The organism is Cohnella lubricantis (genome assembly GCF_014212015.1).
Classification (GTDB): domain Bacteria; phylum Bacillota; class Bacilli; order Paenibacillales; family Paenibacillaceae; genus Cohnella; species Cohnella lubricantis.
The window spans coordinates 70,621-94,509 of sequence record NZ_JACJVN010000019.1 but is presented as its reverse complement, the minus strand read 5'-3'; the positions used below and the strand labels follow the sequence as shown (position 1 = coordinate 94,509).

At 60.6% G+C, this 23,889-nt stretch carries 20 protein-coding genes; 4 read left to right on the top strand and 16 right to left on the bottom strand.

Features of this window, described 5'->3' with window-relative positions; translation table 11 throughout:
- Nucleotides 1-3: 3 nt before the first annotated feature.
- The 6 genes from hisJ to H4Q31_RS04650 form a co-directional block, all read right to left on the bottom strand.
- Nucleotides 4-837, bottom strand: coding sequence for a histidinol-phosphatase HisJ (hisJ, locus tag H4Q31_RS04675; protein WP_185177905.1), 834 nt, complete (start codon nucleotides 835-837; stop codon nucleotides 4-6).
- Between the two features lie 256 nt (nucleotides 838-1,093).
- Entirely contained in the window at nucleotides 1,094-1,693 is a 600-nt protein-coding gene (locus tag H4Q31_RS04670; RefSeq protein WP_185177960.1) for a TVP38/TMEM64 family protein, read from the bottom strand.
- Nucleotides 1,694-1,733: 40 nt separating this feature from the next.
- A complete protein-coding gene (locus H4Q31_RS04665) occupies nucleotides 1,734-3,746 on the bottom strand; it encodes an ABC transporter ATP-binding protein (protein ID WP_185177904.1) in 2,013 nt (670 codons plus the stop codon).
- Nucleotides 3,730-5,475, bottom strand: a complete 1,746-nt coding sequence (locus H4Q31_RS04660; RefSeq protein ID WP_185177959.1) for an ABC transporter ATP-binding protein — start codon at nucleotides 5,473-5,475, stop codon at nucleotides 3,730-3,732. Before H4Q31_RS04660 ends, H4Q31_RS04665 begins: the two co-directional genes overlap by 17 nt.
- Nucleotides 5,476-5,631: 156 nt before the next feature.
- Nucleotides 5,632-6,144 carry a metallophosphoesterase family protein gene (locus H4Q31_RS04655; protein WP_185177903.1) on the bottom strand — a complete coding sequence of 171 codons (513 nt, stop codon included), beginning with the start codon at nucleotides 6,142-6,144 and terminating at the stop codon, nucleotides 5,632-5,634.
- A gap of 16 nt (nucleotides 6,145-6,160) precedes the next feature.
- A complete protein-coding gene (locus H4Q31_RS04650; RefSeq protein WP_185177902.1) occupies nucleotides 6,161-7,753 on the bottom strand; it encodes a family 10 glycosylhydrolase in 1,593 nt (530 codons plus the stop codon).
- A 72-nt stretch (nucleotides 7,754-7,825) separates the two neighbouring features.
- On the opposite strand from H4Q31_RS04650, the gene H4Q31_RS04645 reads away from it, so the two are divergent.
- Entirely contained in the window at nucleotides 7,826-8,137 is a 312-nt protein-coding gene (locus H4Q31_RS04645; protein ID WP_185177901.1) for a hypothetical protein, read from the top strand.
- A 26-nt stretch (nucleotides 8,138-8,163) separates the two neighbouring features.
- Here H4Q31_RS04645 and H4Q31_RS04640 read toward each other — a convergent pair whose 3' ends face one another.
- The 3 genes from H4Q31_RS04640 to H4Q31_RS21945 all read right to left on the bottom strand — a co-directional run bounded on the left by H4Q31_RS04640 (nucleotide 8,164) and on the right by H4Q31_RS21945 (nucleotide 9,864).
- Entirely contained in the window at nucleotides 8,164-8,328 is a 165-nt protein-coding gene (locus H4Q31_RS04640; protein WP_185177900.1) for a hypothetical protein, read from the bottom strand.
- A gap of 99 nt (nucleotides 8,329-8,427) precedes the next feature.
- Nucleotides 8,428-9,360: a cysteine synthase A gene (cysK, locus tag H4Q31_RS04635; RefSeq protein WP_185177899.1), complete on the bottom strand. Its 933-nt coding sequence runs from the start codon at nucleotides 9,358-9,360 to the stop codon at nucleotides 8,428-8,430.
- 105 nt (nucleotides 9,361-9,465) lie between these two features.
- The gene (locus tag H4Q31_RS21945; RefSeq protein WP_376698211.1) at nucleotides 9,466-9,864 is read right to left on the bottom strand and encodes a zinc ribbon domain-containing protein; all 399 of its coding nucleotides are present in this window, start codon (nucleotides 9,862-9,864) and stop codon (nucleotides 9,466-9,468) included.
- A gap of 104 nt (nucleotides 9,865-9,968) precedes the next feature.
- Here H4Q31_RS21945 and H4Q31_RS04625 point away from each other — a divergent pair, with 104 nt between their 5' ends.
- Nucleotides 9,969-10,358: a hypothetical protein gene (locus H4Q31_RS04625; protein ID WP_185177898.1), complete on the top strand. Its 390-nt coding sequence runs from the start codon at nucleotides 9,969-9,971 to the stop codon at nucleotides 10,356-10,358.
- A 30-nt stretch (nucleotides 10,359-10,388) separates the two neighbouring features.
- Here the strand turns inward: H4Q31_RS04625 and H4Q31_RS04620 are convergent, their stop codons facing one another.
- The 5 genes from H4Q31_RS04620 to H4Q31_RS04600 form a co-directional block, all read right to left on the bottom strand.
- A complete protein-coding gene (locus tag H4Q31_RS04620; protein ID WP_185177897.1) occupies nucleotides 10,389-10,922 on the bottom strand; it encodes a GNAT family N-acetyltransferase in 534 nt (177 codons plus the stop codon).
- Between the two features lie 132 nt (nucleotides 10,923-11,054).
- Entirely contained in the window at nucleotides 11,055-15,536 is a 4,482-nt protein-coding gene (locus H4Q31_RS04615; protein ID WP_311771685.1) for a DEAD/DEAH box helicase, read from the bottom strand.
- Between the two features lie 124 nt (nucleotides 15,537-15,660).
- On the bottom strand, nucleotides 15,661-17,085 hold the full coding sequence (gene aspA / locus H4Q31_RS04610) for an aspartate ammonia-lyase (RefSeq protein WP_185177895.1): 1,425 nt from the start codon (nucleotides 17,083-17,085) through the stop codon (nucleotides 15,661-15,663).
- Between the two features lie 420 nt (nucleotides 17,086-17,505).
- Nucleotides 17,506-18,024 (bottom strand): peptide deformylase, encoded by a 519-nt coding sequence (def, locus tag H4Q31_RS04605; RefSeq protein ID WP_185177894.1) that lies wholly within the window; start codon nucleotides 18,022-18,024, stop codon nucleotides 17,506-17,508.
- A 25-nt stretch (nucleotides 18,025-18,049) separates the two neighbouring features.
- On the bottom strand, nucleotides 18,050-18,289 hold the full coding sequence (locus tag H4Q31_RS04600) for a helix-turn-helix domain-containing protein (protein WP_185177893.1): 240 nt from the start codon (nucleotides 18,287-18,289) through the stop codon (nucleotides 18,050-18,052).
- Nucleotides 18,290-18,426: 137 nt separating this feature from the next.
- Between H4Q31_RS04600 and H4Q31_RS04595 the strand changes: the two genes are divergently transcribed.
- Together H4Q31_RS04595 and H4Q31_RS04590 are read left to right on the top strand one after the other, a co-directional pair.
- Nucleotides 18,427-18,822, top strand: coding sequence for a hypothetical protein (locus H4Q31_RS04595; protein WP_185177892.1), 396 nt, complete (start codon nucleotides 18,427-18,429; stop codon nucleotides 18,820-18,822).
- Nucleotides 18,823-19,101: 279 nt separating this feature from the next.
- The gene (locus H4Q31_RS04590; RefSeq protein WP_185177891.1) at nucleotides 19,102-19,620 is read left to right on the top strand and encodes a DinB family protein; all 519 of its coding nucleotides are present in this window, start codon (nucleotides 19,102-19,104) and stop codon (nucleotides 19,618-19,620) included.
- A gap of 796 nt (nucleotides 19,621-20,416) precedes the next feature.
- Here the strand turns inward: H4Q31_RS04590 and H4Q31_RS04585 are convergent.
- Nucleotides 20,417-21,184 carry a DODA-type extradiol aromatic ring-opening family dioxygenase gene (locus tag H4Q31_RS04585; RefSeq protein ID WP_185177890.1) on the bottom strand — a complete coding sequence of 256 codons (768 nt, stop codon included), beginning with the start codon at nucleotides 21,182-21,184 and terminating at the stop codon, nucleotides 20,417-20,419.
- 324 nt (nucleotides 21,185-21,508) lie between these two features.
- Entirely contained in the window at nucleotides 21,509-23,755 is a 2,247-nt protein-coding gene (locus H4Q31_RS04580; protein ID WP_185177889.1) for a heavy metal translocating P-type ATPase, read from the bottom strand.
- Nucleotides 23,756-23,889 lie beyond the last annotated feature (134 nt).

The following is a 23,889-nucleotide window of genomic DNA, read 5'->3' as shown; positions in this document are numbered from 1 at the left end:
GGCTTACGCGCTGCCGCTGCCACCGGCGGCGGCAGCGGCGAACCAGTCATAGCCGAAGCCGACCTGCTCCGGCTTGTGCGCGTCGGAGCCGTAGACGACTTCGACCCCCGCCGCTTGGCACTTGCGCACGAACCAGTCCGGCGCATACGCTTGTCCGCACGTCGGCACGCGCAGCCCTGCCGTGTTGACGTCGAGTCCGACGCCGGACTCGGCCAGCAGGCGCACGATGCGCTCCAGCCGGCGGTTCAGCAGCGCCTCGCCAATCGGCGGCAGCTCCGTCCGGAACTTCTGAATGAGCAGCGGGTGCCCTACGCGCTTACGCATCGGAAGCTTCGACGCCCAAGCGATCGCCTGCTCCATATGGTCAAAGTATGCATCCGCTAGGCTATCCATCGAGCCGTACGCGGGCAGCAGATTCCGCCGCAGGTCGTCTGCTGTGAAGTCGACGCAGTACATGCCGTCCTCGCCCGGCAAGTAATGAACGGATACGACCGCGTCTTCGAGCACGTCCAAGTACGGCTTCATCAGTTCGTCGGAGAACGATGTGCTTCCGTGCAGATAATCCATCTCGAGGCCGACCGTCAGTTCGATTCGGCCTTCATACTGCTTTTTCACTCGCTGCACGTACTCGATATAAGCCGGAAGCTCCGCCAGCGGCATGGCGAGCTCGTCCATCAAGCGCTCATCCGGAACCCAACGCTCCGGCAGCGGCGGATGCTCCGTAACGGAGTAACGCTCGAAGTCGAGCGCAATCGCGCGATCCACATATTCGCTAAGCTCCGCGCCGCTCCCGTGATAGCAGAAGCGCGTATGCGTGTGCCCGTCCCACTTCAACATCCTGTCGGTTCACTCCTTGGAGGCTTCTCGAAGCCTCTTATTGTATTTCTACACTTCGTTGAAGCGTGATGCGTCTGGCCCCCGCCGCTAAGTGCAAGTGTGCAATTAAATGGAGCGTAATTCGGCGATTGAAGCAATTGAGGCGCAATTAAGCGGACATATGCAACTAGATGGCGTACGGAGCCCCAATCCAAAAGAATTAGTTGTACAAAATACAATTAGTCGGCCAAAGCCAAGACGCATAGTAGGCGCACGTCTAAGCGCGGCTGCCCGCCGTTTTGTTCATGCGCAAATACACGAAGAAGGCAACCGTCATCAGGGCGAAGAACACAAGATAAGCCCCGAGCAGCACCCGAATGTCAGTGTCCGGGAACACGATGGAAGAGCTAATAATGCCGAACAGCCAGATGTGCGACAGATTGCCGATGATCGATGAGATCAGATAAGCGTGCGGCCGAATCGATGAGATCGACGAGAGGAACGCGATCACGTTGTTCGGCATGATCGGCAGCGTACGCATGAGGATAATCGTCCATACACCGTACAGCTGAAAATACTTTTTCCACTTCTCATACTTCGTCTCGAATCGCGACATCTTCCGATCGAACCATTCTGCGAACCAATAGCGGCAGCAGAAATAAACAACGAGCGATGCCACGATGCTGACCAGCCAGCTGATGATTAAACCGTTGACAATCCCAAGCGCCGAGATGTGCAGCAGAATAAGCGTCGCAAACGGAAAACACCCTAAGAAATTCTGAATGATAGCGAGCGGTAAAGTTAGCAATATGATTTGGAAGCCATCGAGCTGTGTGACGGATAGCAGCCAGTCGATGGCATCGTTAACGAATTGCATGGGCAATCACGAACCTTCCGAATGCGGCGTTCGCAGAGATTTAGGCTCCATCGACGACATTCTTAAATTGATTATAGTACATACGATAATAGACGCCTTGCCGCCCGATCAGCTCGTCGTGCGAACCGGATTCGACGATGCTCCCCTTGTCGATGACCATGATCGTGTCCGCGTCGCGGATGGTGTTCAGGCGGTGGGCGATGATGAACGCCGTCCGCCCCTTCATAATATGGAGCAGCGCGTCCTGAATATGCCGTTCGGTCCGCGTATCGATGCTGCTGGTCGCTTCGTCGAGAATAAGAATGGACGGCTTCGCCAGCACGACGCTGGCGATGGCCAGCAGTTGCCGCTGCCCTTGGCTCAAGTTGCCGCCGTTCTCGGTCAGCTCCGTGTCGTACTGCTTCGGGAGCAGCCGAATGAAGCCGTCAGCGTTGGCCGTCATGGCCGCTTCCCGTACTTCCTCGTCCGTCGCATCCGGCTTGCCGTACTTAATGTTGTCTCTGATCGTTCCGGAGAATAAATACGTGTCCTGCAGCACGATGCCGAACACGCGCAGGCTGTCGCGCGTATATTCGCGGACATCCTTGCCGTCGATGCGGACGCTGCCTCCCGTCACATCGTAGAAGCGCGTCAGTAGATTCACGATCGTCGTCTTGCCCGCGCCGGTCGGGCCGACTAAGGCGACGTTCGTTCCCGCTTCCGCCCGGAAGCTCATCCCCCGCACGATCGGAGTATCGGCGCGATAGCCGAACTGAACGTGATCGAACACCACCTCGCCCTTCGGCGACTGAAGCGTGACGGCTCCCGGTTCGTCGACCGGCTCCTCCTTCTCGTCGAGCAGCTCGAACACGCGCTCCGCTCCGGCAATGCCCGATTGCAGCATGTTGTAGATGTTCGCCAGGTCGTTCAGCGGGCGCACGAATTGGCGCGAATAGCTGATGAAGCTGGCGATGACGCCGACGGTGATGATCCCTTTGACCGCAAGCGTACCGCCGACGATCGCGACCGCGGCGAAGCCGATATTGTTAATGACGCTGAGCAGCGGCATGAGGAATCCCGACCAGATCTGCGCCCGAATGCCGATGTCCCGAAGCTTCCTGTTCGTCTCCTCGAAGCTCGCGACCACTTGCCGTTCGCGGTTGAACGACTTGACCGCTTCGACGCCCGAGATCGTCTCCTCGATCTGTCCGTTCAGCATGCCGAGCTGCGCCTGCTGCTGCTTGAACAGCACGGACGTCCGCTTCGTAATCGTCCTCGCGAGCAGATAGACGAGCGGAACGGTGATGAGGCTGGCCAGCGTGAGCAGCGGGCTGAGGACGAGCATCATGACGAGCGAGCCGACGATGGCGATCGCGCCGGTCATCAATTGCGACGTCGTCTGCGAGACCGTCATGCTGACGTTGTCGATGTCGTTGGACAGCCGGCTCATGATCTCCCCGTGGCGGCGCGTATCGAAGTACGCGAGCGGCAGCTTGTGCAGCTTCGCGAACAGCGATTCGCGCAGGCTGCGCACAATTCGTTGCGAGACGCCGGCCATGAGCCAGCCCTGCAGCCAAGTAAGCACGGCGTCTCCAATATAGGCGGCGGCGAGCGCGATAAGAGCGATGGTCAGCAGTCGGAAGTCGACGCCGGAACTGTCTGCGGCTGCGTCGACGGACGTGCCGATCAGATACGGCCCCGCCAGCGTAAGGGCAGAATCAACGAGCACGAAGAGGAAGACGATCGCGAGCCACCTGCGCTCCTTGCCGACGAATTCCCACAGGCGCCGCAGCGTGCCTCGCATGTTTTTGGGCTTCTGCACGGGGCCTCCGCGTCCCCGAACCGGCGGTCGGCCATGGCCGACGTGAACCTCCGGCGGGCTCGCGCCGGCAGAGCCTGCGGAGCCGCTGGCAGCCAAGCCTTCCCTGGCGGAAGCTCCGCTGGCCGAGGATGCAGCGCCCGCCCCCACGGCAGCGCCTGCACCAGTCCCAGCACCAGCGCCTGCACTGGAGGAGCCCGAAGCTGCGCTTGCGCCGGCGGTGAGCCCTGCATTCGGATTAGGCTGTTGCGCCATCCGCGCCCACCTCCTTGCCGATCTGCGAACGGTAGATTTCTTGATAGACGACGCAATCCTGCATCAGCTCTTCATGCGTGCCGAAGCCGGCGACCGCGCCGCCGTCGAGCACGAGAATGTGGTCCGCATCCATGACGGACGTGATGCGCTGCGCGATGAGCAGACAAGTCAGCCCCTGCGCATATTCTCGCAGCGCCTGCTTGATGGACGCTTCTGTGGCGGCGTCTACCGCGCTCGTGCAGTCGTCGAGAATCAAGATGCGAGGCTGGCGAACGAGCGCTCTCGCGATTGACACCCGCTGCTTCTGCCCGCCGGACAGGTTAACGCCTCCTTGCCCGAGCTTGGTCTGATACCCTTCCGGCAGCGCGGAGATGAAGTCATGCGCCGCCGCCATCCGCGCCGCCGCCGCCACCTCTTCCTCCGTGGCGTCTTCCTTGCCCCATCGGATATTGTCCATGATCGTCCCCGAGAACAGCATCGCCTTCTGCGGCACGATGGCCGCCTTGTCCCGAATGAGGCTCGGATCCAGCTTGCGGACGTCCGCGCCGTCCAGCCGCACAGCGCCGCCCGTCGCATCGTAGAAGCGCATGACGAGCCCGACGAGCGAGCTCTTGCCCGAGCCCGTCGATCCGATAATGCCGACCGTCTGGCCCGGCAGAATCGTCAGGCTAATGTCCTTCAGCACCGGAGCGCCGTCCTCGCCATGATAAGAGAACGAGACGCGGTCGAAGTCGATTCTTCCTTCGCTTCCCGCGGGAAGGCTTACGCCTTCCGTCCACGTCATCGTCGATTCGGCTGCCATTACTTCTCCGATGCGGCTGTAGGAGGCCTTCGCACGGACGAGCATGTTGAACACCATCGAGATCATCATGAGCGAGAACAGAATCTGCGTCATGTAGTTGACGAAGGCGACGATGTGTCCGACCTGCATCTGTCCCCCGTCCACGCGGAGCGCGCCGATCCACAGCACGGCCACGATGCCGAAGTTGACCGTCAGCAGAATAGCCGGGTTGAACACTGCCATCCGGCGCATCGCGCGCATCGAGCTTAGGCGGTATTCGTCGTTGACGCCGGCGAACTTCTCCGACTCGCTCGTGAATCGGTTGAACGCCTTGACGACGCGAACGCCGGACAAATACTCGCGCATGATGCCGTTCAGCCTATCCATCGCCCGCTGCACCCGCAGGAACAGCGGAAAGCCTATCTTCAAATTGAAGAAGATCAGTACGGCGACGATCGGAACGACGACGATCAGCACGGTGGAGAGCGACGGGTTCAGCCGAATCGCCATCATGAGACTGCCGATGCACAGAATTGGCGCCTTCGCGAAAATGCGCATCATGCCGTTCACGAAATTTTGCAGCTGCGTCACGTCGTTCGTCAGTCGCGTCACCAACCCCGCCCGGTCGAACTTGTCGATGCTTCCCAGCGAGAGCGATTGAATGTGCCCGTACAGATCCGAACGCAGCTCTGAGCCGAAGCGCTGGGATACTTGGCTTGCGACGATGTTCCGACCGGAAGCGGCCAGCGCACCTGCGGCTGTCACCAGCAGCATCAGTCCGCCGTAATGGAGCACGATCGACTGATCCAGCTTCGCGACGCCATCGTCGATCATTCGCGACAGCAGCGTCGGCTGGAGCAGATCGGCGACGGCTTCCATGGCGACCATCAGAAATGCGGCGATGTACGATAACCCGTATTTGCGGATGTACTTGGACGAATAGCGCATGTGCATTGTCCTTTCTGCCATAACGACGGAAGGAAACCGCCTAGACGGTTCCCTTCCATTGCATTTGCCCGAACATTAGCTTAGCTTCTATTCTATCTCTACCCGCCGCATAGCACAATATATCCGATCGGCAGGGCGCTGGGCCGCGCAAGCCCATTAACCCTTCTTATCGTAGAAAAGGTGTCTGGCCTTAATCCGACCATCCGTAATCTCCAGCAGGCCAAACGAATACCGCGGCTGCCTCCGCTTATCCGTCGGCGAGCCGGGATTGAACACCAGCACCCCGTTCACTTCCTTCAGAACGGGGACATGGGAGTGACCGAACACAATGCAATCGATATCGTCGTCCTTGAACGCGCGGATCACCCGCTCTTCCGTCGCCGCCGCCGTTCTGGCCCCGCTGCCGTGGCCATGGACCAGGCCGATGGAGACGCCTCCGACGCGAATGATCTTGCGCCAGCCGAACCGCCTGACGATCTCCGCTCCGTCGTTATTGCCTGCGACGCCGTCGACCGGCGCCAGCTTCTCGAAGGCATCCAGCACCCGCAGATCGGTCCAATCGCCTGCGTGCAGAATACGATCCGCCTTCCGGAACGCATCGTCCAGCGTCGGCGGCAGCGCTTTGGCCATTCGCGGCATATGGGTGTCGGACACGACTCCGATCAGCATAACGGCAGCTCCTCTCTTACGATCCGTAATAACTGCTCAGCAGAGGGACCAGTCCGAGCGGATTCTTGAGCAGATCCTTCGCGCTGAAGAAGACGTCTCCCTCCACTTGCTCTATCTTGCTATTATATTGCAGTTGATGGATGATTTCTTGTGCAGATTGCCAGCCGGCTTCCGACGTTCCCAGCTTGTATGGGGAATGGCCGATGTACAGTTTGACATCCGTCCCCTCCACCGCATCCGCCCACCAGTCGGTGACGATGTCGTAGCGGGCTGCCGATGTAGAGAGGCTCCAGTAGACCTGCGGCACGACATAATCGATCCACTCTTCCTGAATCCACTTCCGAACATCCGCGTACATGCTGTCGTAGTCGGTGATGCTCGCCCTCGTATTCGACCCTTCCGGATCGGCGGAGCTGTTCCGCCAGACACCGAACGGGCTGACGCCGAACGCAAGCTGCGGCTTCGCCGCATGAATCGATTCGCCCAGCTTCCGGATGAACTGATTAATATTATCGCGCCGCCAATCCGCCTTCGAGGCGAAGCCGGCGGTATTGTACTGCTTATAAGCGGCGTCATCGTCGAAGGACGCATTCGACGGATAGAAGTAATCGTCCAGATGAATGCCGTCGACGTCGTACTTGTTGACGACTTCCATGATAGCATCGATGATATGCTGCCGGGCATCGGGGATGCCGGGATTAATGTACGTCGTCCCCGAAGCGGCGACGACCCAATCGGGATGCTGGATGGCGACATGATTGGCCGCCAGTCCGGCCGCCGAAGTGCCGTTGTTCGCCCGGAACGGATTGAACCACGCCTCAAACTTCATGCCTCGGCTATGCGTCTCCTCGATCATGAACGCGAGCGGATCATAGCCGGGATCCTTGCCCTGCGTTCCCGTGAGGAACTTGGACCATGGAACAAGGCTCGACGGGTACAGCGCATCGCCCGAAGGGCGAACCTGCACATAGACCGTATTGATGCCCATCGCCTGCAGGTCATCCAGTTGCTTCCGGTATTCTTCTTGCTGCTGCGATGCGTTGTTGTAGGAATCATCGGAGGGCCAATCCAGATTGTAGATACTGGAGAGCCATGCGCCGCGAACGACCGTTCGTTCGCTTATCGCGCCGGGAGCTTGCGCCGAGCCATTGCCGCTTCCACGGCTCGTGAGCGATACCGTCTGCGTCGCTTGATTCCAGCCGACCAGAAGTCCCAGCTTCTCGCTGATGAACCGGAGCGGGACCATGACCCGGCCGTTCTTCACCTCGACCGAAGCGTCCAGCTTGACGGTTGCGCCGTTCACGACCGCCTCCTGCTTGCCGGCAGTCATCTGAATCGTCATGCCGCTTCCGGTTACCGTCGCGGTTCGGTTCGACTGCACCCAACCGACCGTAGCGCCGAGATTCTCGCTTATGACGCGAGCCGGCACCATCGTCACGTTCACCTTCGGCTTCATATAGGGGGCGGTATCCGACTTCAAGGGCAGCCCGTCCAGCACCAGTGAGAGGCTGCTGTCCGAATCCGCCGCTTCCGAGCGGCCTTCCAATGGAGTTAGAGGCGATAATAGAACCAACAGGCAGCATGCTGCCGTAAGCTTGCGCATTCGCATCGTCGGCAAATCTCCTATTCGTGTCATGATGGGATCAGTCATGCATGAATAGACGCCATTTGACGCCAGAAGTTGCACTTCTTCGATACAGGCAAGCGCCATCGGAAGGAATTAATAGGATCGGCGCCTTTGTCCGGGGAAGGGCACGTGAACCTCTCGCCGAAGGGGCATGACTCGCTGCGGATCTTGTCCACGAACCGGGTGGCGTATTTGGATCTGACCGGCAGCGGCAACGAGACGAGCGCACACAAAGAACGGGATACGCTTCAGCGGTGGTCGATCCAGAAGGGCGAAGCAGGATTGCGGCAGTACTGGCGGGAGAAGAACGTCAAGAGCATAGATGGGCTTCCCGCTCCGCTTGGAGATCAATGGGCGAATAGCTAGTTATCGATTAGCTGCTCGCAGCACAGCTAATGCTCGATATTCCGATCGTCCTGCTTCTTCATCTCGTTATAAATCAGATCTAACCGTTCAATGACCCGCTCCGTGTTCTCATTCTGCTTCTTCAGCCGAGCATCGATGCTCAGAAACGTGAAGAAGAACACGACGGTTAAGATGATTAGAATTATCGCCATATTGCCGACACCTCCCATATTCGATAATCGCCATTCCGCTCCCCGATTACATAAGGCAGCCGCGCTAGCACGGCTGCCTTATCTCTGAATATTGCTTGCTTAGAAGTTAAACAGCTCGGTGGACAAGTAGCGCTCGCCCGTGTCCGGCAGCAGAACGACGATCGTCTTGCCCTTGTTCTCGGGGCGCTTGGCTACTTCAAGAGCGCCGGCAGCTGCGGCGCCGGAGGAGATGCCGACCAGCAGGCCTTCGCTGCGCGCCAGCTCGCGGGCCGTCTCGAACGCGAGCTCGGACTTCACCGTCACAACCTCGTCGACTGCCTCGCGGTGGAAGTTGTCCGGCACGAAGCCCGCTCCGATTCCTTGAATCTTGTGCGGGCCCTTCTCGCCGCCGGTCAGAACCGGCGACTCCGCCGGCTCCACCGCGACGATGCGCACGGCGTTCTTATGCTGCTTCAGCGTCTCGCCGACGCCGGAGATCGTGCCGCCGGTGCCGACGCCGCCGACGAAGATATCCACTTCGCCGTCCGTATCCCGCCAGATCTCTTCCGCCGTCGTCTTGCGGTGGATGGCCGGATTCGCGGGATTGCTGAATTGCTGCGGGATGAACGCGTTCGGCGTCTCCTCAGCCAGCTCCTGCGCTTTGCGGATCGCCCCTCCCATTCCCTCTACAGCCGGCGTCAGGACAAGCTCCGCTCCAAGCATCTGAAGCAGCTTCCTCCGCTCAATGCTGAAGCTCTCCGGCAGCGTGATGATCAGCTTATAGCCAAGCGCGGCAGCCGCGAATGCGAGACCGATGCCCGTGTTGCCGCTCGTCGGCTCAATCAGCACCGAATCCTTGTTGATGAGGCCCTTCGCCTCGGCATCCCGGATCATCGCTAAGCCGATGCGGTCCTTGACGCTGCCTGCGGGGTTGAAATATTCAAGCTTGGCGACGATTCTCGCCTCCAAGCCGTGTCTGCGATTGAAGTTGGCTAGCTCGAGCAGTGGTGTGTTGCCAATCAGTTCTGTCAAATTCGTCGCGATTCTCGTCATGCTGCGGTACTTCCTCCATTGGTTGATTGTTTATCCCACTAATTCAGTTGGTCTTTTTTAACTCTAACATTGCAGCCGGTCAAAAACAAATGAGGTACAGGGCGGTCACCTGCCGAACAGGGCGTCGAGAATCGTCCCCAGCGACCCTGCCTTGTGGCCCCGCAATACATCGGGATCATAAACTTCGACGTAACCGCACTGCTCGCAGGAGACGAACAGATAATGATTGTGCTGGATGTCAAACATCTTGCTCAGCCCGGTGCCGGTCATCGCGACTTCCTTAATAGAGCAATCCTCGCCAAGGCACTTCGCACAACGGTAGCGGCTTTGAATCGCCTCTTCGATGCTCATGTCCTCGATATCGCCGGCCGCTTCGTCCGCCCCCTCTGCTCCTTCCCTGATCACTCCGAAGTCCTCATCCGTCACCTCATAGAGCCTTTGCTTGCACACCGGGCATTTGCCCTTCAAGATCTCGATCTCACTCTGGCAGTATGGACATTCCATGGGACTCCATCCTCCTCGTCACGATTCACCTGATGCTAGCACTCGCTGCCGCTATATGTATAGAACGCCATTCAGCGGCAGAAGTTAGACCCGAGGTGACGCCAATGTGGCAAAAATGGTTATGGTTCGCCGCGATAACGTGTCTGGCTATACCGCTATTCTCGCAGCAAGCAACGGCATCGGCCTCCCAAGCGGATACCCATAAGGAAGCGCTGATGGAGGAAGCGTTGCTCCAACTGCTCCATGAGGATATTTACAAATCCCTTCAAACCATCTTCCGCGTCACGATTCCGCAGTTCAATCACGAGAGAATCGCCCGCATCGATTCCTACGTGACCGGATTGAAGCCGCACCGTCCTGTAGATGCGATTGGCGGCGCGCGAGTATACGAGATCGACGTTGAGGTGACCATGAGTAACGGCCAGAGAGTGCTGCTCACGTTAAACAACGAGTCCGGCAGCTACGGTATGGTCAAACATCGATTGCTGAGATAGGAGTAGCGAAGTTGCCGCGCTCCTCCCGCCTTATAGCTTCTTGAGCATGTGGATGTCGAGCGGCTCCTTGCGGAACAGCTCCTCGTCCACTTCGTCTGCCAATCGGCTGCCGACACTGCGATAGAACGAGACCGCAGATCTCGTCTCCGTGGATGAGATGTAGAGATAGCTGGCCCCGCGTCTGCGCGCTTCCTCGCTCAGTTGTTCGATAATGCGGCTGCCGATCCCTTGTCTTCGGTGCGAACGGGATACATACATCAGATCAACCTGCAGCCGGTCGGCATCCTCACCTCTGAACTGATGGGCCAACACGCCGAATCCAACCAGCGGATCGCCATCGAACGCGCCGATCGCCATCCCGCCGTTCTCCAGCTCATAGCGGAAGCGGTCTTGAATTTCTAGCAGCTGAGCATCGTTCCAAGTCGGGCATTCATTCGAGACCGGCTTCTCCTTCACGACGCCGTCCTGCATCACATAGATCAGATCGATCGTCTCCGACCGGTCGATCTCCCGAAGACGGCCCGCCTCTTCAATTGTTAGCCGCCGATATTCAACTTTGCTCATAACTCCCTCTCCCCCGCACATCGATGCCGCTATCCCCTTCGATCAGACCGAACGGAAACTCCCGTCTGCGCGGGAGTTATACCACTATCCCTTTCGTTCAGACAGAGCGCAAATGCGGCATCTATTCTCACTTCAATTCGCCCAGAACACCAGCGACTTGCGATCCGTCTCCGCGCCAAGCTCTTGCAGCAGCTTCCCGGCTTCGCTTGAGGAGATCGGCTCGCCGTTCCACGAATCGATCACGACCTTGACCAACCCTTGCCGGCGGAGCAGCGTAAGCAGCGCATCCTTCAGCAGAGCTGCCTTCTGATCCAAAGGGATAGTGGTCGAATTGTCTAGCGAATAGACCCTCCGCCCATAATTCTCAATCCAGAACACACCGTTCTCACCCTTCATCACCAAGTAATTTCCCGCTTTGCGAGAGAAGGAAGCGCCGCGAGCGGACTCCGGCCAATCGATCAGAAGTCCGTAGGGATTCGCCGGATCGGCAGCAGACAGGACCGTGACCGGAGCCGCATCTAGAACGGCAATCGGGCGGCGCACCGCGTCGGCCACCTCGCGTGTCGTGAACTGCAGCGATTCGTCGCCTTGCACGTAATGGCCGCGAATGACCGCTCCCCAATCCTCGAGACGCTTCATCACCGGGTAGAACGTATCCCATGAGAAAGGCGTCACGGCCGCTACCAAGTCCTTGTTGACGAGCCCGAAGCTCTGGAGAAGTTGATGCGCCCAATGGACCGCCGACTCCTCTGCGCCACCACTTGATCCCGCGCCTCTTCCTCTGCTGCTCCTTGCGCTCGAGCTCTCGTCCCTGCCCGTCCCCAATCTCGCGCTCAGGCCATCGACGTTCTCCGCTTCCTCCTCCGCCAGCGTTCCTGTCCAATACCAGCGGCCGAAGCCGGAGCCGGTCTTATCCGCCGCCTTGCGAGATTTGCCGGCTTGAGACAGCCGCAGCGGCGCGAACTGGTCGTTCGAGACGTGCCCTTCCCACACCAGATCCAGCAGATCGGGCAGCAGCTCGGAAGGAAGCTTGCCCTCTTCCCGGCTCAGCTTCGTCAGGAAGCTCGCGCCGTCTGCCCGCAGCTTCTCCAGCAAGCGAGGATGCCGCGTCGGCTTGTTCGCCTGCCCCGTCACATAGGGGGCGTACAATTCCTTCGATTCCGCGAGGAAGAAAGCCGCTTTGCCTTCCTTGTCTCCTTCCTCTTTCTTCCCCAGCCAGATGACGTCCCCGGAAGCGCACAACAGATCGAGATCTTCCTTGCGGTAGCGGCTCAGCCGGGAAGGGAACAGAATCGTCTCCCAATGCGACAACGGCGCGAACAGGCCTTGCATAATTCCGATAACGCGCCGAAGGCCGTCCGTTCCCTGCTGCTGCGTACCTTGAAGGGCATGCTGCATCAGCGCGATCTGCCCGCACCAGCGGGACGGCTCTACCGGCTGGGACTGCTTGCGCGTCTCACGGATGGACAGCCGCACGAGCCGAGATGCCACTTCGATGCTTGTCCAGATCCGCTCCGTCTCGTGAGCCGCATGCGGCGCGCGTTCGATCTGTCCTTGGGCCAGCATGTCCTCGACGACGCCCTGCGCCTGCGCGTACGTCAGCGCCGGGTACCGCTCGCACAGCTCCGCCTCGGTGAAGCTGATCACATGCCGCACATGACGGCCAATAATGAACGAGACCGAATCTCCTTCCTCGGGAAAAGCTTCATAGATCTCGCGCTCATCCGCGCAGATCCACCGATACGCTCCATCGCCAGCCGGATCGATCGGCACGATTCGCCCACTCTCGCGAAGCTCCTCCAGCCAGCCGAATGTCTCCGTTCGGCCGCCCGCAAGCTTGGCGAGTTCCTCAGCCGACAGATCTCCGCGCTGCTTGAGGAGCCGGTAGACGTCCTCTGGGCTGTCCGCCGCGCGTTCGGGCTCTTCGAGCTTGCGAGCCTCTTCTTGGACAATGTCCGGGTGGACAATGCCGGGAAGATTCGCTTCGCCGAACAGCTGGGCAGCCAGCTCTTTGCTCACATTGAGCAGCTGGAGCTGAATCGATTCGTCCACGCCTTCGCCTTCGTAGACGCGCATGTTGACGTAGTCGGCAATGAACTGGGCGGCGAACGGCGATGGATGAGGCGTCTCCCGCGTCGCTAGCTCAATCTCTCCGCACTGGATGCCCTCCAGCGCTTGCTTCAGGCCCTCGTAATCCAAATAATCGTGCAGACATTCCTTCATTGCCTCGCGCAAATACGGGAATCGATCGGCGTACGGCAGAGCCGAACGGAGAAGCTCTTCGCCGCGCAGCCGCTTCTGCCAGAGCGGCGTACGGGTGAAGCTGCGCGATAGCAGCAGCGACGTCTCCGCGATGCGCCGGAACGATAGCGCGAGCAGCGGCGAGCCGGTGACCGCCTCCGTCAGCAGCTCCTCCAGATTGGCCGGCGTCACGTGCTGGATCGCCTGCAGCCAGGAGGCGTCCCACTCCGGCAGCACGAACTCAATGCCGTTATCCTTGGCGTTGCCATAGAGGCGGTAGGGAAGCAGCTTTTCGAACTGGCGTTCAATGGCGAGCAGCCAAGCGCGATTCACGCTTCTCCCGCAATAGTTGTGAATGACGACGTGCGTCTGGTTCATGACGTCCCGGTAGGATTCGATCAGCATGCGCTTGTCCGTCGGCAGGCCGCAGAATCGCTGCTGTGAATGGGCGAGCCCCGCTAATTGAGTGCCCGCCTCCCGGTCCATGCCGTGATCGGCCGCCAGCCAGGCCAGCGTCTCCTCCAGTGTCGCTTGGTCCAGCTCGCCTTCGGTCGCCTCCAGCCGGAGCCTGCGGCCGAGCTCCCGCATGAACTCGCCGACTTGGACGCCGAGCGCGTACGATCTGCCGCCGGCCTCGTTGCGCCAGAACGGCACTTCGCTGAACCGGTTGCCGACTTCCGATACATAGACGCGATCCTGCTTAATCTCGCGGATCATCCAAGAGCTCGTGCCAAGCTGGAAGACGTCGCCGACTCGGCTCTCCTGAATGAACTCCTCGTCCAGCTCGCCCAAGTGGACGCGGCTGTCGATGTGATGAACCGGGTAATTCCCGCTCTGCGGTATCGTGCCCGCCCCGGTGACCGCTGCCATCGCCGTATTGGCGCGCTTCGTCAGCAGGTGTGCGCTGCGGTCCCATTCGAGCAGAGGCCGCACGAACGGGTAGAGGCCGGCGAGCACCTGTAATAGCTCTTCTATCTGTTCGCGGGTGCAAGAATAATAGTTGTCGCTGCGCGCGATGAGCCGGTGCAGCTGGTCCACCCGCCAATCGGATGCTGCGACCATGCCGACGATCTGCTGCGACAGCACGTCCATCGGCTCGCGCGGCACGCGGATCTCTTCGATGTCGCGGGCCGCGATGCGCCGGCTGAGCGTCGCGATCTCGGGGAGCGGCCCCTTCGACCGCGACAGAATGACGCCGCGGCTGGCGCTGCCGACGGCGTGTCCCGCGCGGCCGATGCGCTGAATGCCGCCTGCCGCGCTGAGCGGCGAGTCGATCTGGATGACCAGATCGACATGACCCACGTCGATGCCGAGCTCCAGCGACGACGTCGCCACGATGCAGCGCAAGCTTCCTTCCTTGAGCAGGCGCTCGACCTCGAGGCGGCGTTCGCGCGAGACGCTGCCGTGATGCGAACGGGCCAGCTCGCAGCCGACGTGATCGTTCAGCCGCAGGCACAGCCGCTCGCACAGGCGGCGGCTGTTCACGAAGATGAGCACGGAGCGCGCGCCTTCCATGAGCTGCACGATGCGGTCAAGCAGCGGCAGCCAGACGCCTTCCCGCGTCTGGACCGGGCGGCTCTGGTCGGGCATCGTCACGGTGACGGCGAGCTGCTTGCGCATGTCGCTCTCGACGATCGCGACCGGCCGCGGACGATAGCCGAGCGGATGCACGGCCCCCGCGGAGGCGTTCGCCGCGGGAGCGGATTCCGCCGGCTCCCAGCCGCCGAGATAACGCGCCACTCGCTCCAGCGGCTTCTGCGTCGCCGACACGCCGATGCGCTGCACCGGATGGGCGCACAGCTCGGCCAGCCGCTCCAGCGACAGCGACAGATGCGCGCCGCGCTTGCCGGCCGCCAGATCGTGGATCTCGTCCACGATCACCTGCCGGACGGTACGGAGCATGGCGCTCCCTTTGTCGGACGCGAGCAGCAGGAACAGCGACTCCGGCGTCGTGACGAGCACGTCGGGAGGCCGGCGCTGCATCGCGGCCCGCTGGCTCTGCGGCGTGTCGCCCGTCCGGACGGCCGAGCGTATGCCCCGCCACTCGCGGCGGCCTTCCGCCGCCGCCCGGGCGTCCAGCTCCTCGATATAGCCCAGTGCATGGTGGTGTATATCGTTGTTCAGCGCTTTGAGCGGCGTCACGTACAGCACGCGCACGCCCGGCGACGTATCGGCGCTGCCCGCTATCGCGTCCAGGCAAGGCAGCAGAGCGGCCAGCGTCTTGCCCGAGCCGGTCGGTGCCGCGATCAGCGTATGACGGCCGGCCGAGATCTCTCGCCATGCCTGCTTCTGCACGTCGGTCGGCTCGCCGAACTTGTCGGCGAACCATTCCGCCAGCAGCGGGTGGAACGTCTCCGATGGATGTGACGACACTCGCAACGACTCCTTCATTAATTGAAAATTTCCACGAACCGGAGTTACACGGCTTCGCCGAGTATCTCGCGCGCCAACGTGCTGCCGCTCCATAGCCGCCGACCGCCAACCGCCCGCCGATCGGTCACACCTCCGACTCGCCCGTCAGCAGCCATTCGCCGGCGATACCCGGCGTCGTCATCTGGACGGGGTCCAGAATGACCGCGATCTCCTCCGGCGTCAGCAGATGGCGCTCCAGTATGAGCGCCTGCACCGTCGTGCCGCTCTTCAAGGCGTCCTTAACGAGCTGGGCGGCCACTTCATAGCCGAGATGCGGGTTCAGCGCCGTCACGATGCCGAAGCTGCCCCGCACGTACTCCTCGCACCGCTCGCGGTTCGCCTCCATCCCGTCCAGCGCATGGCGGATGAAGACGTCGACGGCGTTGCGCAATATTTTGAGCGATTGCAGCAGGTTAAAAGCCAGCACCGGCCCCATCACGTTCAGCTCGAATTGGCCGGCTTCCGACGCAAGACAGATCGTATGGTCGTTGCCAATCACTTGGAATGCCGTCTGGTTCACGACCTCGGCCATCACCGGATTCACCTTGCCCGGCATGATCGAGGAGCCCGGCTGACGCGGCGGCAGCGCAATCTCGCTTAGTCCCGTACGCGGCCCCGATGCCATCAAGCGGATGTCATTGCATATTTTCGACAGGTTCACCGCGCACACCTTAAGCGACGCCGACAGCTCCGTATAAGCGTCCGTGTTCTGCGTCGCGTCGACGAGGTTCTCTGCATCCTGAAGCGGGATCCCCACATCCTCGGCCATAATCCGCACCACCTCGCGGATATATTCCGGCTTCGCGTTCAGACCGGTCCCGACCGCCGTCGCGCCCATGTTCACCACGAGCAGCCCGTCCGCCGCTCTCGAGATGCGGCCGATGTCGCGGCCAATCACCGCCGCATAAGCGCTGAACTCCTGGCCGAGCCGGATCGGCACCGCGTCCTGCAGATGGGTGCGGCCCATCTTGATCACGTCGTCGAATTGCTCCGACTTGCGGTACAACGCGGATTGCAGTCCGTCAAGCGTCTCCAGTAGCGTCTGCGCCATCCGGTATGCCGCGATCCGAATCGCCGTTGGAATGACGTCATTGGTCGACTGCGACATATTGACGTGATTGTTCGGGCTGCAGTGGAAGTACTCGCCTTTCTTGTGCCCCATTATCTCAAGCGCTCGGTTGGCGAGCACTTCGTTCATATTCATATTGATCGAGGTGCCGGCCCCGCCCTGAATCGAATCGACCAGGAACTGGTCGGCCAGCTTGCCGCCGGCGACTTCGTCCGCGGCCTGCACGATCGCGTCCGCGATGTTCGCGCGGAGCATCTTCGTCTGCTTGTTGGCGAGAGCCGCCGCCTTCTTCACATGGGCGAGCGCCCAGATTAACTCGGGATGGACAGGGACTCCCGTGATTGGAAAATTTTCGACCGCCCGCAGCGTCTGAATCCCATAATAAGCGTCTTCCGGCACCTGCTTCTCGCCGAGGAAGTCCTTCTCTACTCTGTACGCCATATCGCAGTTCCTCCTTCAGGCTCTCATGCGTGTCCTCTTCATTATAATGGAAAAGGGTTCCAGTATCGACCCCGCTCGTTCCGCCTGGCGCGCATAACACACAAGAAAGCAGCCTGCTCCGGATTCGGAACAGACTGCTTGCGATAATTTCATGATTTGGCGTGATCGGCACCTGCTGTTTATAAACTTCAATAAGCTTCTTCGTATGCCGTCCAGCCGCCGTCCGCCGTGATGAATCGTGCCGTTCAGGAAGCTCGAGTCGTCAGAGTCGAGGAACAGCGCGACGGTCGCGATCTGCATGGGGTCCGCCGCATCGCTGCGCATCAGCTTGAGGCCGTCGCTCATGGCGGCCATGCCGACAGTAAACGACAGGCAGCGTTAGAGTGTAAACGATTCTGTTGCTAACGCGTGCTTCCTCCTCTACCCAGACTGATTCGTCAGCCGCAGCACGTCTAGTACGCGTACCCGCTGCTGCGTCTGCTCGTGATACAAGTATGGCTCCTCCACCCGATCCACGAACAGCACGCCGTCCAGATGATCGATCTCATGCTGGATGCAACGGGCCAGGTAGCCTTCGCCTTCCAGCTCAAACGAGCCTCCTTGCCGATTCCTGGCGCGGACCCGGACATACTGGGCTCGCTTGACATTGCCGGCGAAGCCGGGATAGGACAAGCATGCCTCCGGTCCGATATGTTCGCCGCCCATCTCCAATATCTCCGGATTGATCAGCTCCATCAAGCCTTCCCCGCAATCCATCGAGAGCGCCCGGCGCAAGATGCCGATCTGCGGCGCCGCCAGCCCCGCCCGGCCCTCGGCCGCGTACAGCGTATCGCGCAGGTCGTCCATCAGCTTGCCGGTCCTCGGACCAAAGTCGGTGACCGGCTTCGCTTGTTTGCGCAGAATCGGGTCGCCGAACGGCATAATGAGTTTCTCCGACATCCGAGTGTCTCCCCTGTCTATTCGTTTAAGCTCCTTGCGTCTCACCGCGCTCATGCAGCCACAGATCGCCCGGCGTGCAGTCCAGCGCGGTGCACAACGCATCCAACGTCTCCGACTTCATCTGCTTCGGCTGTCCCCGAAGGAGCGCGCTGATCGACGGAGCCGACAACTCGTATCCCGCTCTGTCCTTCAGCAATCGAGCGAGCGCGGCGCCGGTCCATACGCCCCTCTCCGTCATCATCTGTCTAAGCCTCCATGTGAGCATCTCCATCCGCCTTTCCGATACGGAATCCAGCCTTTATATTTTAGTTATTGCCTAATTTAATTAAGTTGTACCTAATATATCAGATCGAACGCCAGTTGAGAAGCAACGAGCCGATCCCTACCAAGCGAGCCAGAATCTTGGACAGGATCGGCTCGCGAAGCCGGAAGAACGGAGTATGCGCCTTGCACGGGAGCGGGGAATATCCCGACGTCCGGGTCGCTCGCACGCGGAAGCGGCTGAAGGACGCCTTGTTGAAGCTGCTCACAGAGAAGAGCATTCACGAATTGAAGGTGAAGGAGCTGGCGGAGCTGGCGGAGTTGGCGGAGTTGGCCGGGGTGAACCGCGTCACCTTCTGCGACCATTACGATTCGCTGGACAATCTGTTATGGGAGCTGGTTGACGGCAAGCTGCGGGAATACGAACGCATCATCATTATTCAGACGATCGAGCACATACGGAGCAACGAGACGTTCTATTCAATCATGCCGCTCGGCAAGAACGATACGCGAGTGGCGGACTTCATTCACGAATAGGCAATCACGGGTCGAAAAAGAGGTTTGGCCCCAGCCGCACGCCTCTTCTGCCGTTAGTTCAGGCAGACCGCGCTCTTGTCGGATTGCGCGCCTCACGCGTCATTTCCGCAAAGCCCGACGCGAACTCGCGTATTCAGCCAACCCGCAAGCGCCATTCCCCCGCCGCACGCAACGAAAAATAGCGTATCCCGCCGCTTCACGTGAAACATATGAAGCGGTTGTGCATGGTATACAGTTTCCATTCATACCCATTTCAAAAATATTGGAGGTCGCGCAATCATGAGCGTACCTAAGCCGTTACAAGGCGATTATCAGCCATATTGGGACGATTATTTCCGTCTGCTTCCGGAAGGAGATGCGACCCTGCTGCTTCAAGAGCAGCTGAAGGAGGTTGTCTCGCTATACGTATCGTTCGGCGAGGAGAAGAGCCTGTATCGATATGCGGATGGCAAATGGAGCTTGAAGGAGGTGCTCGGCCATCTGATCGATACCGAGCGTACGAGCAGCTACCGGCTCATGTGCATCGCGCGCGGCGACAAGGTGCCCTTGCCGAGGCACCCGGAGCACTTCGTGAATGGAACCCGCTTCGACCGTAGACCGCTCATCGATCTGGTGGAAGAGTTCCGCGCCGTCCGCGCCTCGACGCTGGCGCTGGCGAAGGGCTTGACCGCAGAGGAATGGCGGCGCGCCGGCATCATCAACGACACCCGCACAACCGCCGCCGCCATTGGCTACTTCATCGCAGCGCATACGTGTCACCATCTGGACGTAGTGCGGGAGCGTTACATGGGCGGGTGACGGGGATCGGCGGAGCGCGTGGAGCGGGCTAAGCGCCAACCCCGCAACAAGGCACAAAAAGTGCCTTGTCCGCTCCAATCGCCGCGCCAACCCCGCAACAAGGCACAAAAAGTGCCTTGTCCGCTCCTCTCGCCGCGCCGCTACCGCTACAAGGCACAAAATGTGCCTTGTCCGCTCCTCTCGCTGCGCCAAGCCCGCAACAAGGCACAAAATGTGCCTTGTCCGCTCCTCTCGCTGCGCCAAGCCCGCAACAAGGCACAAAAAGTGCTTTGTCCGCTTCTCTCGCTGCGCCAACCCCGCAACAAGGCACAAAAAGTGCCTTGTCCGCCCCAATCGCTGCGCCAACCCCGCAACAAGGCACAAAAAGTGCCTTGTCCACTCCAATCGCCGCGCCGCTACCGCTACAAGGCACAAAAAGTGCCTTGTCCGCTCCAATCCCAGCGCCGCTACCGCAACAAGGCACAAAAAGTGCCTTGTCCGCCCCAATCGCTGCGCCAACCCCGCAACAAGGCACAAAAAGTGCCTTGTCCACTCCAATCGCCGCGCCGCTACCGCTACAAGGCACAAAAAGTTACTCATGAGCCTGCTTCCGAACGTTTCGGCCATCCATCTAACGGGTTTGTGATGTCCGGGAGGTTCACTTTGAGGTCGGTTTGCGCCGGGGACAGCATGAGTGTAAGTAAGTTGGTGCGACCGAATGGCGACCGAACGATTGGTTACGATCATCCCCGCACCGTCCCGCTGTTACTTAGTTCACCTCGCAACCAAGCGCAACGTCCAGCGCTCGAGTCACACCTCAGAACGACAGCGACAGGTAGCTCAACGCGCCCATCTCGTAGCTGCGGTGAATCTCCTTCACCCCGCCTGCCGGATCGCCGCTGCCGAAAGCGATGTACAGCGGCACGAAATGCTCCGGCCGCGGCACTGCGAGCCGAGCGTTCGGCGCCATCTCCTCGCAGCGGAACAACGCATCAAGGTCACGCCCGCGCATGCGCTCAACCAGCCAATCGTCGAACGCGACGGCCCAAGCGTCCGGTTCCTTAGCATGCGGGTTCAACGTCCGAAAGTTGTGTACGGTCGCCCCGCTGCCAATAATGAGAATATCCTCGCGGTCCAACCCGCGCAGCGCTTCTCCGATGCGATACTGCTCCTCAGCCGGCAGGAAAGGGTTCACCGACATCTGAACGACGGGGATAGCCGCATCCGGGAACATGCGGGACAACGGGACCCACGAGCCGTGATCGAGCCCTCTCGCCGCATCAAATTGCGAAGCAATCCCCTTCACGCTCAGCATCGAAGCCACACGCTCCGCCAACTCGGGCGAACCCTTCGCCGGATAGCGGATCTCGTAGAGTTCCTGAGGGAACCCTCCGAAGTCATAGATTGTATCGTACTCGCCGCTTACCGAGGAGATCGTCGTTACCCGGTTCTCCCAATGGGCTGTGAAAATGATAATGGCTTTCGGACGAAGCGTCTTCCCGTATTCCTCCAGAAATCTCGCGCAGGCATTGTCCTGCACCGCCATCATCGGCGAGCCGTGTCCTACGAATATGGGCGCTGTCAATGGCTACACCCTCTTAACTTTATTTTTTAAAGTAACTATTGATATCACTATATCCGGCGCAAGTCTGCTGGTCAAGGGCTAATGCTCGAATGCTGCATCCCAAACATAAGCGTAACTCCGGCAGATGCAACAACGGCTGCCCGAAGGCAGCCGCTGTAGCCAATTTGGAATGGAGCCCATATCTATCAGCTAATGAACGATCATACCTTCACATACGCACCATTACTCACTTCACATAATCCCGCTTTCACATGCGCTCGTCCGGCACTCCGCACATTCACTCGCTCGTATGCGCTTCATCCGGCGCACTGGCGTATCGCGCCCTCACTCACCCCCACGGCCAACCTTCGCCCGCTGCAGCCGCAGCGCGTTCAGCACGACCGACACCGAGCTGAGCGCCATCGCCGCGCCCGCCAGCCAAGGGGCGAGCAGGCCGCTCGCCGCGATCGGGATGCCGACGACGTTGTAAGCGAGCGCCCAGAACAGGTTCTGACGAATGTTGCGCATCGTGCGGCGGCTCATCTCGATCGCGTCGGCGATGCCATTCAGATCGCCGCGCATAAGCGTCACATCCGCCGTCTCCATCGCGACGTCCGTCCCGGTGCCGATCGCCATGCCGACATCGGCCGTTGCCAGCGCCGGCGCATCGTTGATGCCGTCGCCGACCATGGCGACCTTGCGGCCGCGCTCCTTCAACCGGCGAACCTCCGCCGCTTTGCCTTCCGGCAGCACCTCGGCCAGCACCTGCTCGATGCCTGCGTCGCCAGCGATCGCCTTCGCCGTCCGCTCGTTGTCCCCGGTCATCATGATGACCGTCAGACCGAGCCGCTTCAGCCGCTCCACCGCCTGACGAGACGTCGGCTTCATCGTGTCCGCGACAGCAATCATTGCCGCATAGACGCCGTCCTCCGCCGCGAGCACCACCGTCTTGCCCTGCTCCTCCAGCCGTCGCAGCGCCTCCAGCGCATCCGGCGGCGCCTGCACGCCGTTCGCCTCCATCAGCCGCCGGTTGCCAATGAGCAGCGTATGCCCGCCGGCTTCGGCGCGCACGCCATGGCCCGGCACCGCCTCGAACGCTTCCGCCTGCGGGAGCTCGATACCCCGCTCCCGTATGCCGCGGACGATCGCCTCCGCCAGCGGATGCTCGGAGGCGCGTTCCGCCGCGCCGATCCCCGCCAGCACCTCCGCCTCGCCAAACCCGTCGGCAACGACCGCATCCGTCAGCTCCGGCGCGCCCTTCGTGACGGTGCCCGTCTTGTCGAGCACGACCGTATCGATCGTATGCGCCGTCTCCAGATGCTCGCCGCCTTTGAACAGCACGCCGAGCTCAGCCGCCCGGCCGGAACCGGCCATAATGGAAGTCGGCGTTGCCAGGCCAAGCGCGCATGGGCAGGCGATAACAAGCACCGCGATAGCCGCTTCCAGCGCAGGCGCCACACGGCCTGCTTCAATGAAGAGAATCCAGATCAGGAACGTCAACACCGCGATGCCGACGACAATCGGCACGAAGATGCCCGAGATCTTGTCCGCGACCCGCTGGATCGGCGCTTTGGAGCTTTGCGCCTGCTCCACGACGCGGATAATCTGTGACAGGGCGGTCTCGCTGCCGACCCTCGTCGCGCGGATCTTGAGCATGCCGTTCTTGTTCAGCGTCGCGCCGATCGCTTCAGCGCCCGGCTGCTTGCCGACCGGCATGCTCTCTCCGGTCAGCATCGATTCGTCCACGGCGGACGAGCCTTCCACGACGACGCCGTCCACCGGAATTTTCTCGCCCGGCTTGACGATGCAGATGTCGCCTACGGCTACCTTTTCGACCGGAACTGCTATCTCTTCTCCGCCGCGCACGACGAGCGCCGTCTTCGCCCGCAGCTTCATGAGCGAGCGAATCGCTTCGGACGAACGCCCCTTCGCCATCGCTTCGAACAGCTTGCCCAGCAGAATAAGCGTGATGAGCACCGCGCTTGTCTCGAAGTACAGTTCAACCCGCCCCATCTGCATGCCGCCGGCCGAATCTATTGTCAGATAGAGGCTGTAGAAGTAGGCGGCCGACGTGCCGAGCGCGACAAGCACGTCCATATTGGCGCTGCCGCTCCTCAGCGCTTTGAAGGCGCCGGCGTAGAACCGCCAGCCAATCACGAACTGCACCGGCGTCGCGATTCCTAGCTGGAACCAGGCGTTCATGAACAGCTCGGGAACCCGCAGCCATGATAGAAAAGCGAAGTGCCCGGCCATCGCCCAGAGCAGCGGCAGCGTCAAGATCGCCGAAGCGGTCAGCCATCCCCGCTGACGGACGATCTCCTTCCGGCGCCGAGCCGCGCCGTCTTGCTGCTCCGCCTTGCGCGCTGCCTGGTAGCCGAGCTGCTCGACCTTGCGGATGACATCCGGCAGCGACGCCCCGCCATCCGGTGCGAACTCGACGTGCGCCGTCTCGAGCGCCAGGTTAACCGTCGCCATCGCGACGCCCGGCATTCGATTCAGCCCTTTCTCGATCCGGGCCGCGCAGGCCGCGCAGGTCATGCCGCCGATCTCCAATTCTACGCTTGCGTTGTCCGATTGTGCTGCAGCGTTCATCTATATCCCCTTCTTCGTCGGTTAAATACCCCCATAGGGTATCGATTCGGGTGAAAAGAGGGAGCCGCCCAAGACGGCTCCTTCCGTTAGCCTATGCCTTGCTGCGTTCAGCGCAACGCACCGGCCATTTGCCT

Coding starts and splice junctions, on each gene's coding strand:
- hisJ (WP_185177905.1), bottom strand. CDS start 837: ATGTTGAAGTGGGACGGGCACACGCATACGCGCTTCTGCTATCACGGG.
- H4Q31_RS04670 (WP_185177960.1), bottom strand. CDS start 1,693: ATGCAATTCGTTAACGATGCCATCGACTGGCTGCTATCCGTCACACAG.
- H4Q31_RS04665 (WP_185177904.1), bottom strand. CDS start 3,746: ATGGCGCAACAGCCTAATCCGAATGCAGGGCTCACCGCCGGCGCAAGC.
- H4Q31_RS04660 (WP_185177959.1), bottom strand. CDS start 5,475: ATGCGCTATTCGTCCAAGTACATCCGCAAATACGGGTTATCGTACATC.
- H4Q31_RS04655 (WP_185177903.1), bottom strand. CDS start 6,144: ATGCTGATCGGAGTCGTGTCCGACACCCATATGCCGCGAATGGCCAAA.
- H4Q31_RS04650 (WP_185177902.1), bottom strand. CDS start 7,753: ATGCGAATGCGCAAGCTTACGGCAGCATGCTGCCTGTTGGTTCTATTA.
- H4Q31_RS04640 (WP_185177900.1), bottom strand. CDS start 8,328: ATGGCGATAATTCTAATCATCTTAACCGTCGTGTTCTTCTTCACGTTT.
- cysK (WP_185177899.1), bottom strand. CDS start 9,360: ATGACGAGAATCGCGACGAATTTGACAGAACTGATTGGCAACACACCA.
- H4Q31_RS21945 (WP_376698211.1), bottom strand. CDS start 9,864: ATGGAATGTCCATACTGCCAGAGTGAGATCGAGATCTTGAAGGGCAAA.
- H4Q31_RS04625 (WP_185177898.1), top strand. CDS start 9,969: ATGTGGCAAAAATGGTTATGGTTCGCCGCGATAACGTGTCTGGCTATA.
- H4Q31_RS04620 (WP_185177897.1), bottom strand. CDS start 10,922: ATGAGCAAAGTTGAATATCGGCGGCTAACAATTGAAGAGGCGGGCCGT.
- aspA (WP_185177895.1), bottom strand. CDS start 17,085: ATGGCGTACAGAGTAGAGAAGGACTTCCTCGGCGAGAAGCAGGTGCCG.
- def (WP_185177894.1), bottom strand. CDS start 18,024: ATGTCGGAGAAACTCATTATGCCGTTCGGCGACCCGATTCTGCGCAAA.
- H4Q31_RS04600 (WP_185177893.1), bottom strand. CDS start 18,289: ATGCTCACATGGAGGCTTAGACAGATGATGACGGAGAGGGGCGTATGG.
- H4Q31_RS04590 (WP_185177891.1), top strand. CDS start 19,102: ATGAGCGTACCTAAGCCGTTACAAGGCGATTATCAGCCATATTGGGAC.
- H4Q31_RS04580 (WP_185177889.1), bottom strand. CDS start 23,755: ATGAACGCTGCAGCACAATCGGACAACGCAAGCGTAGAATTGGAGATC.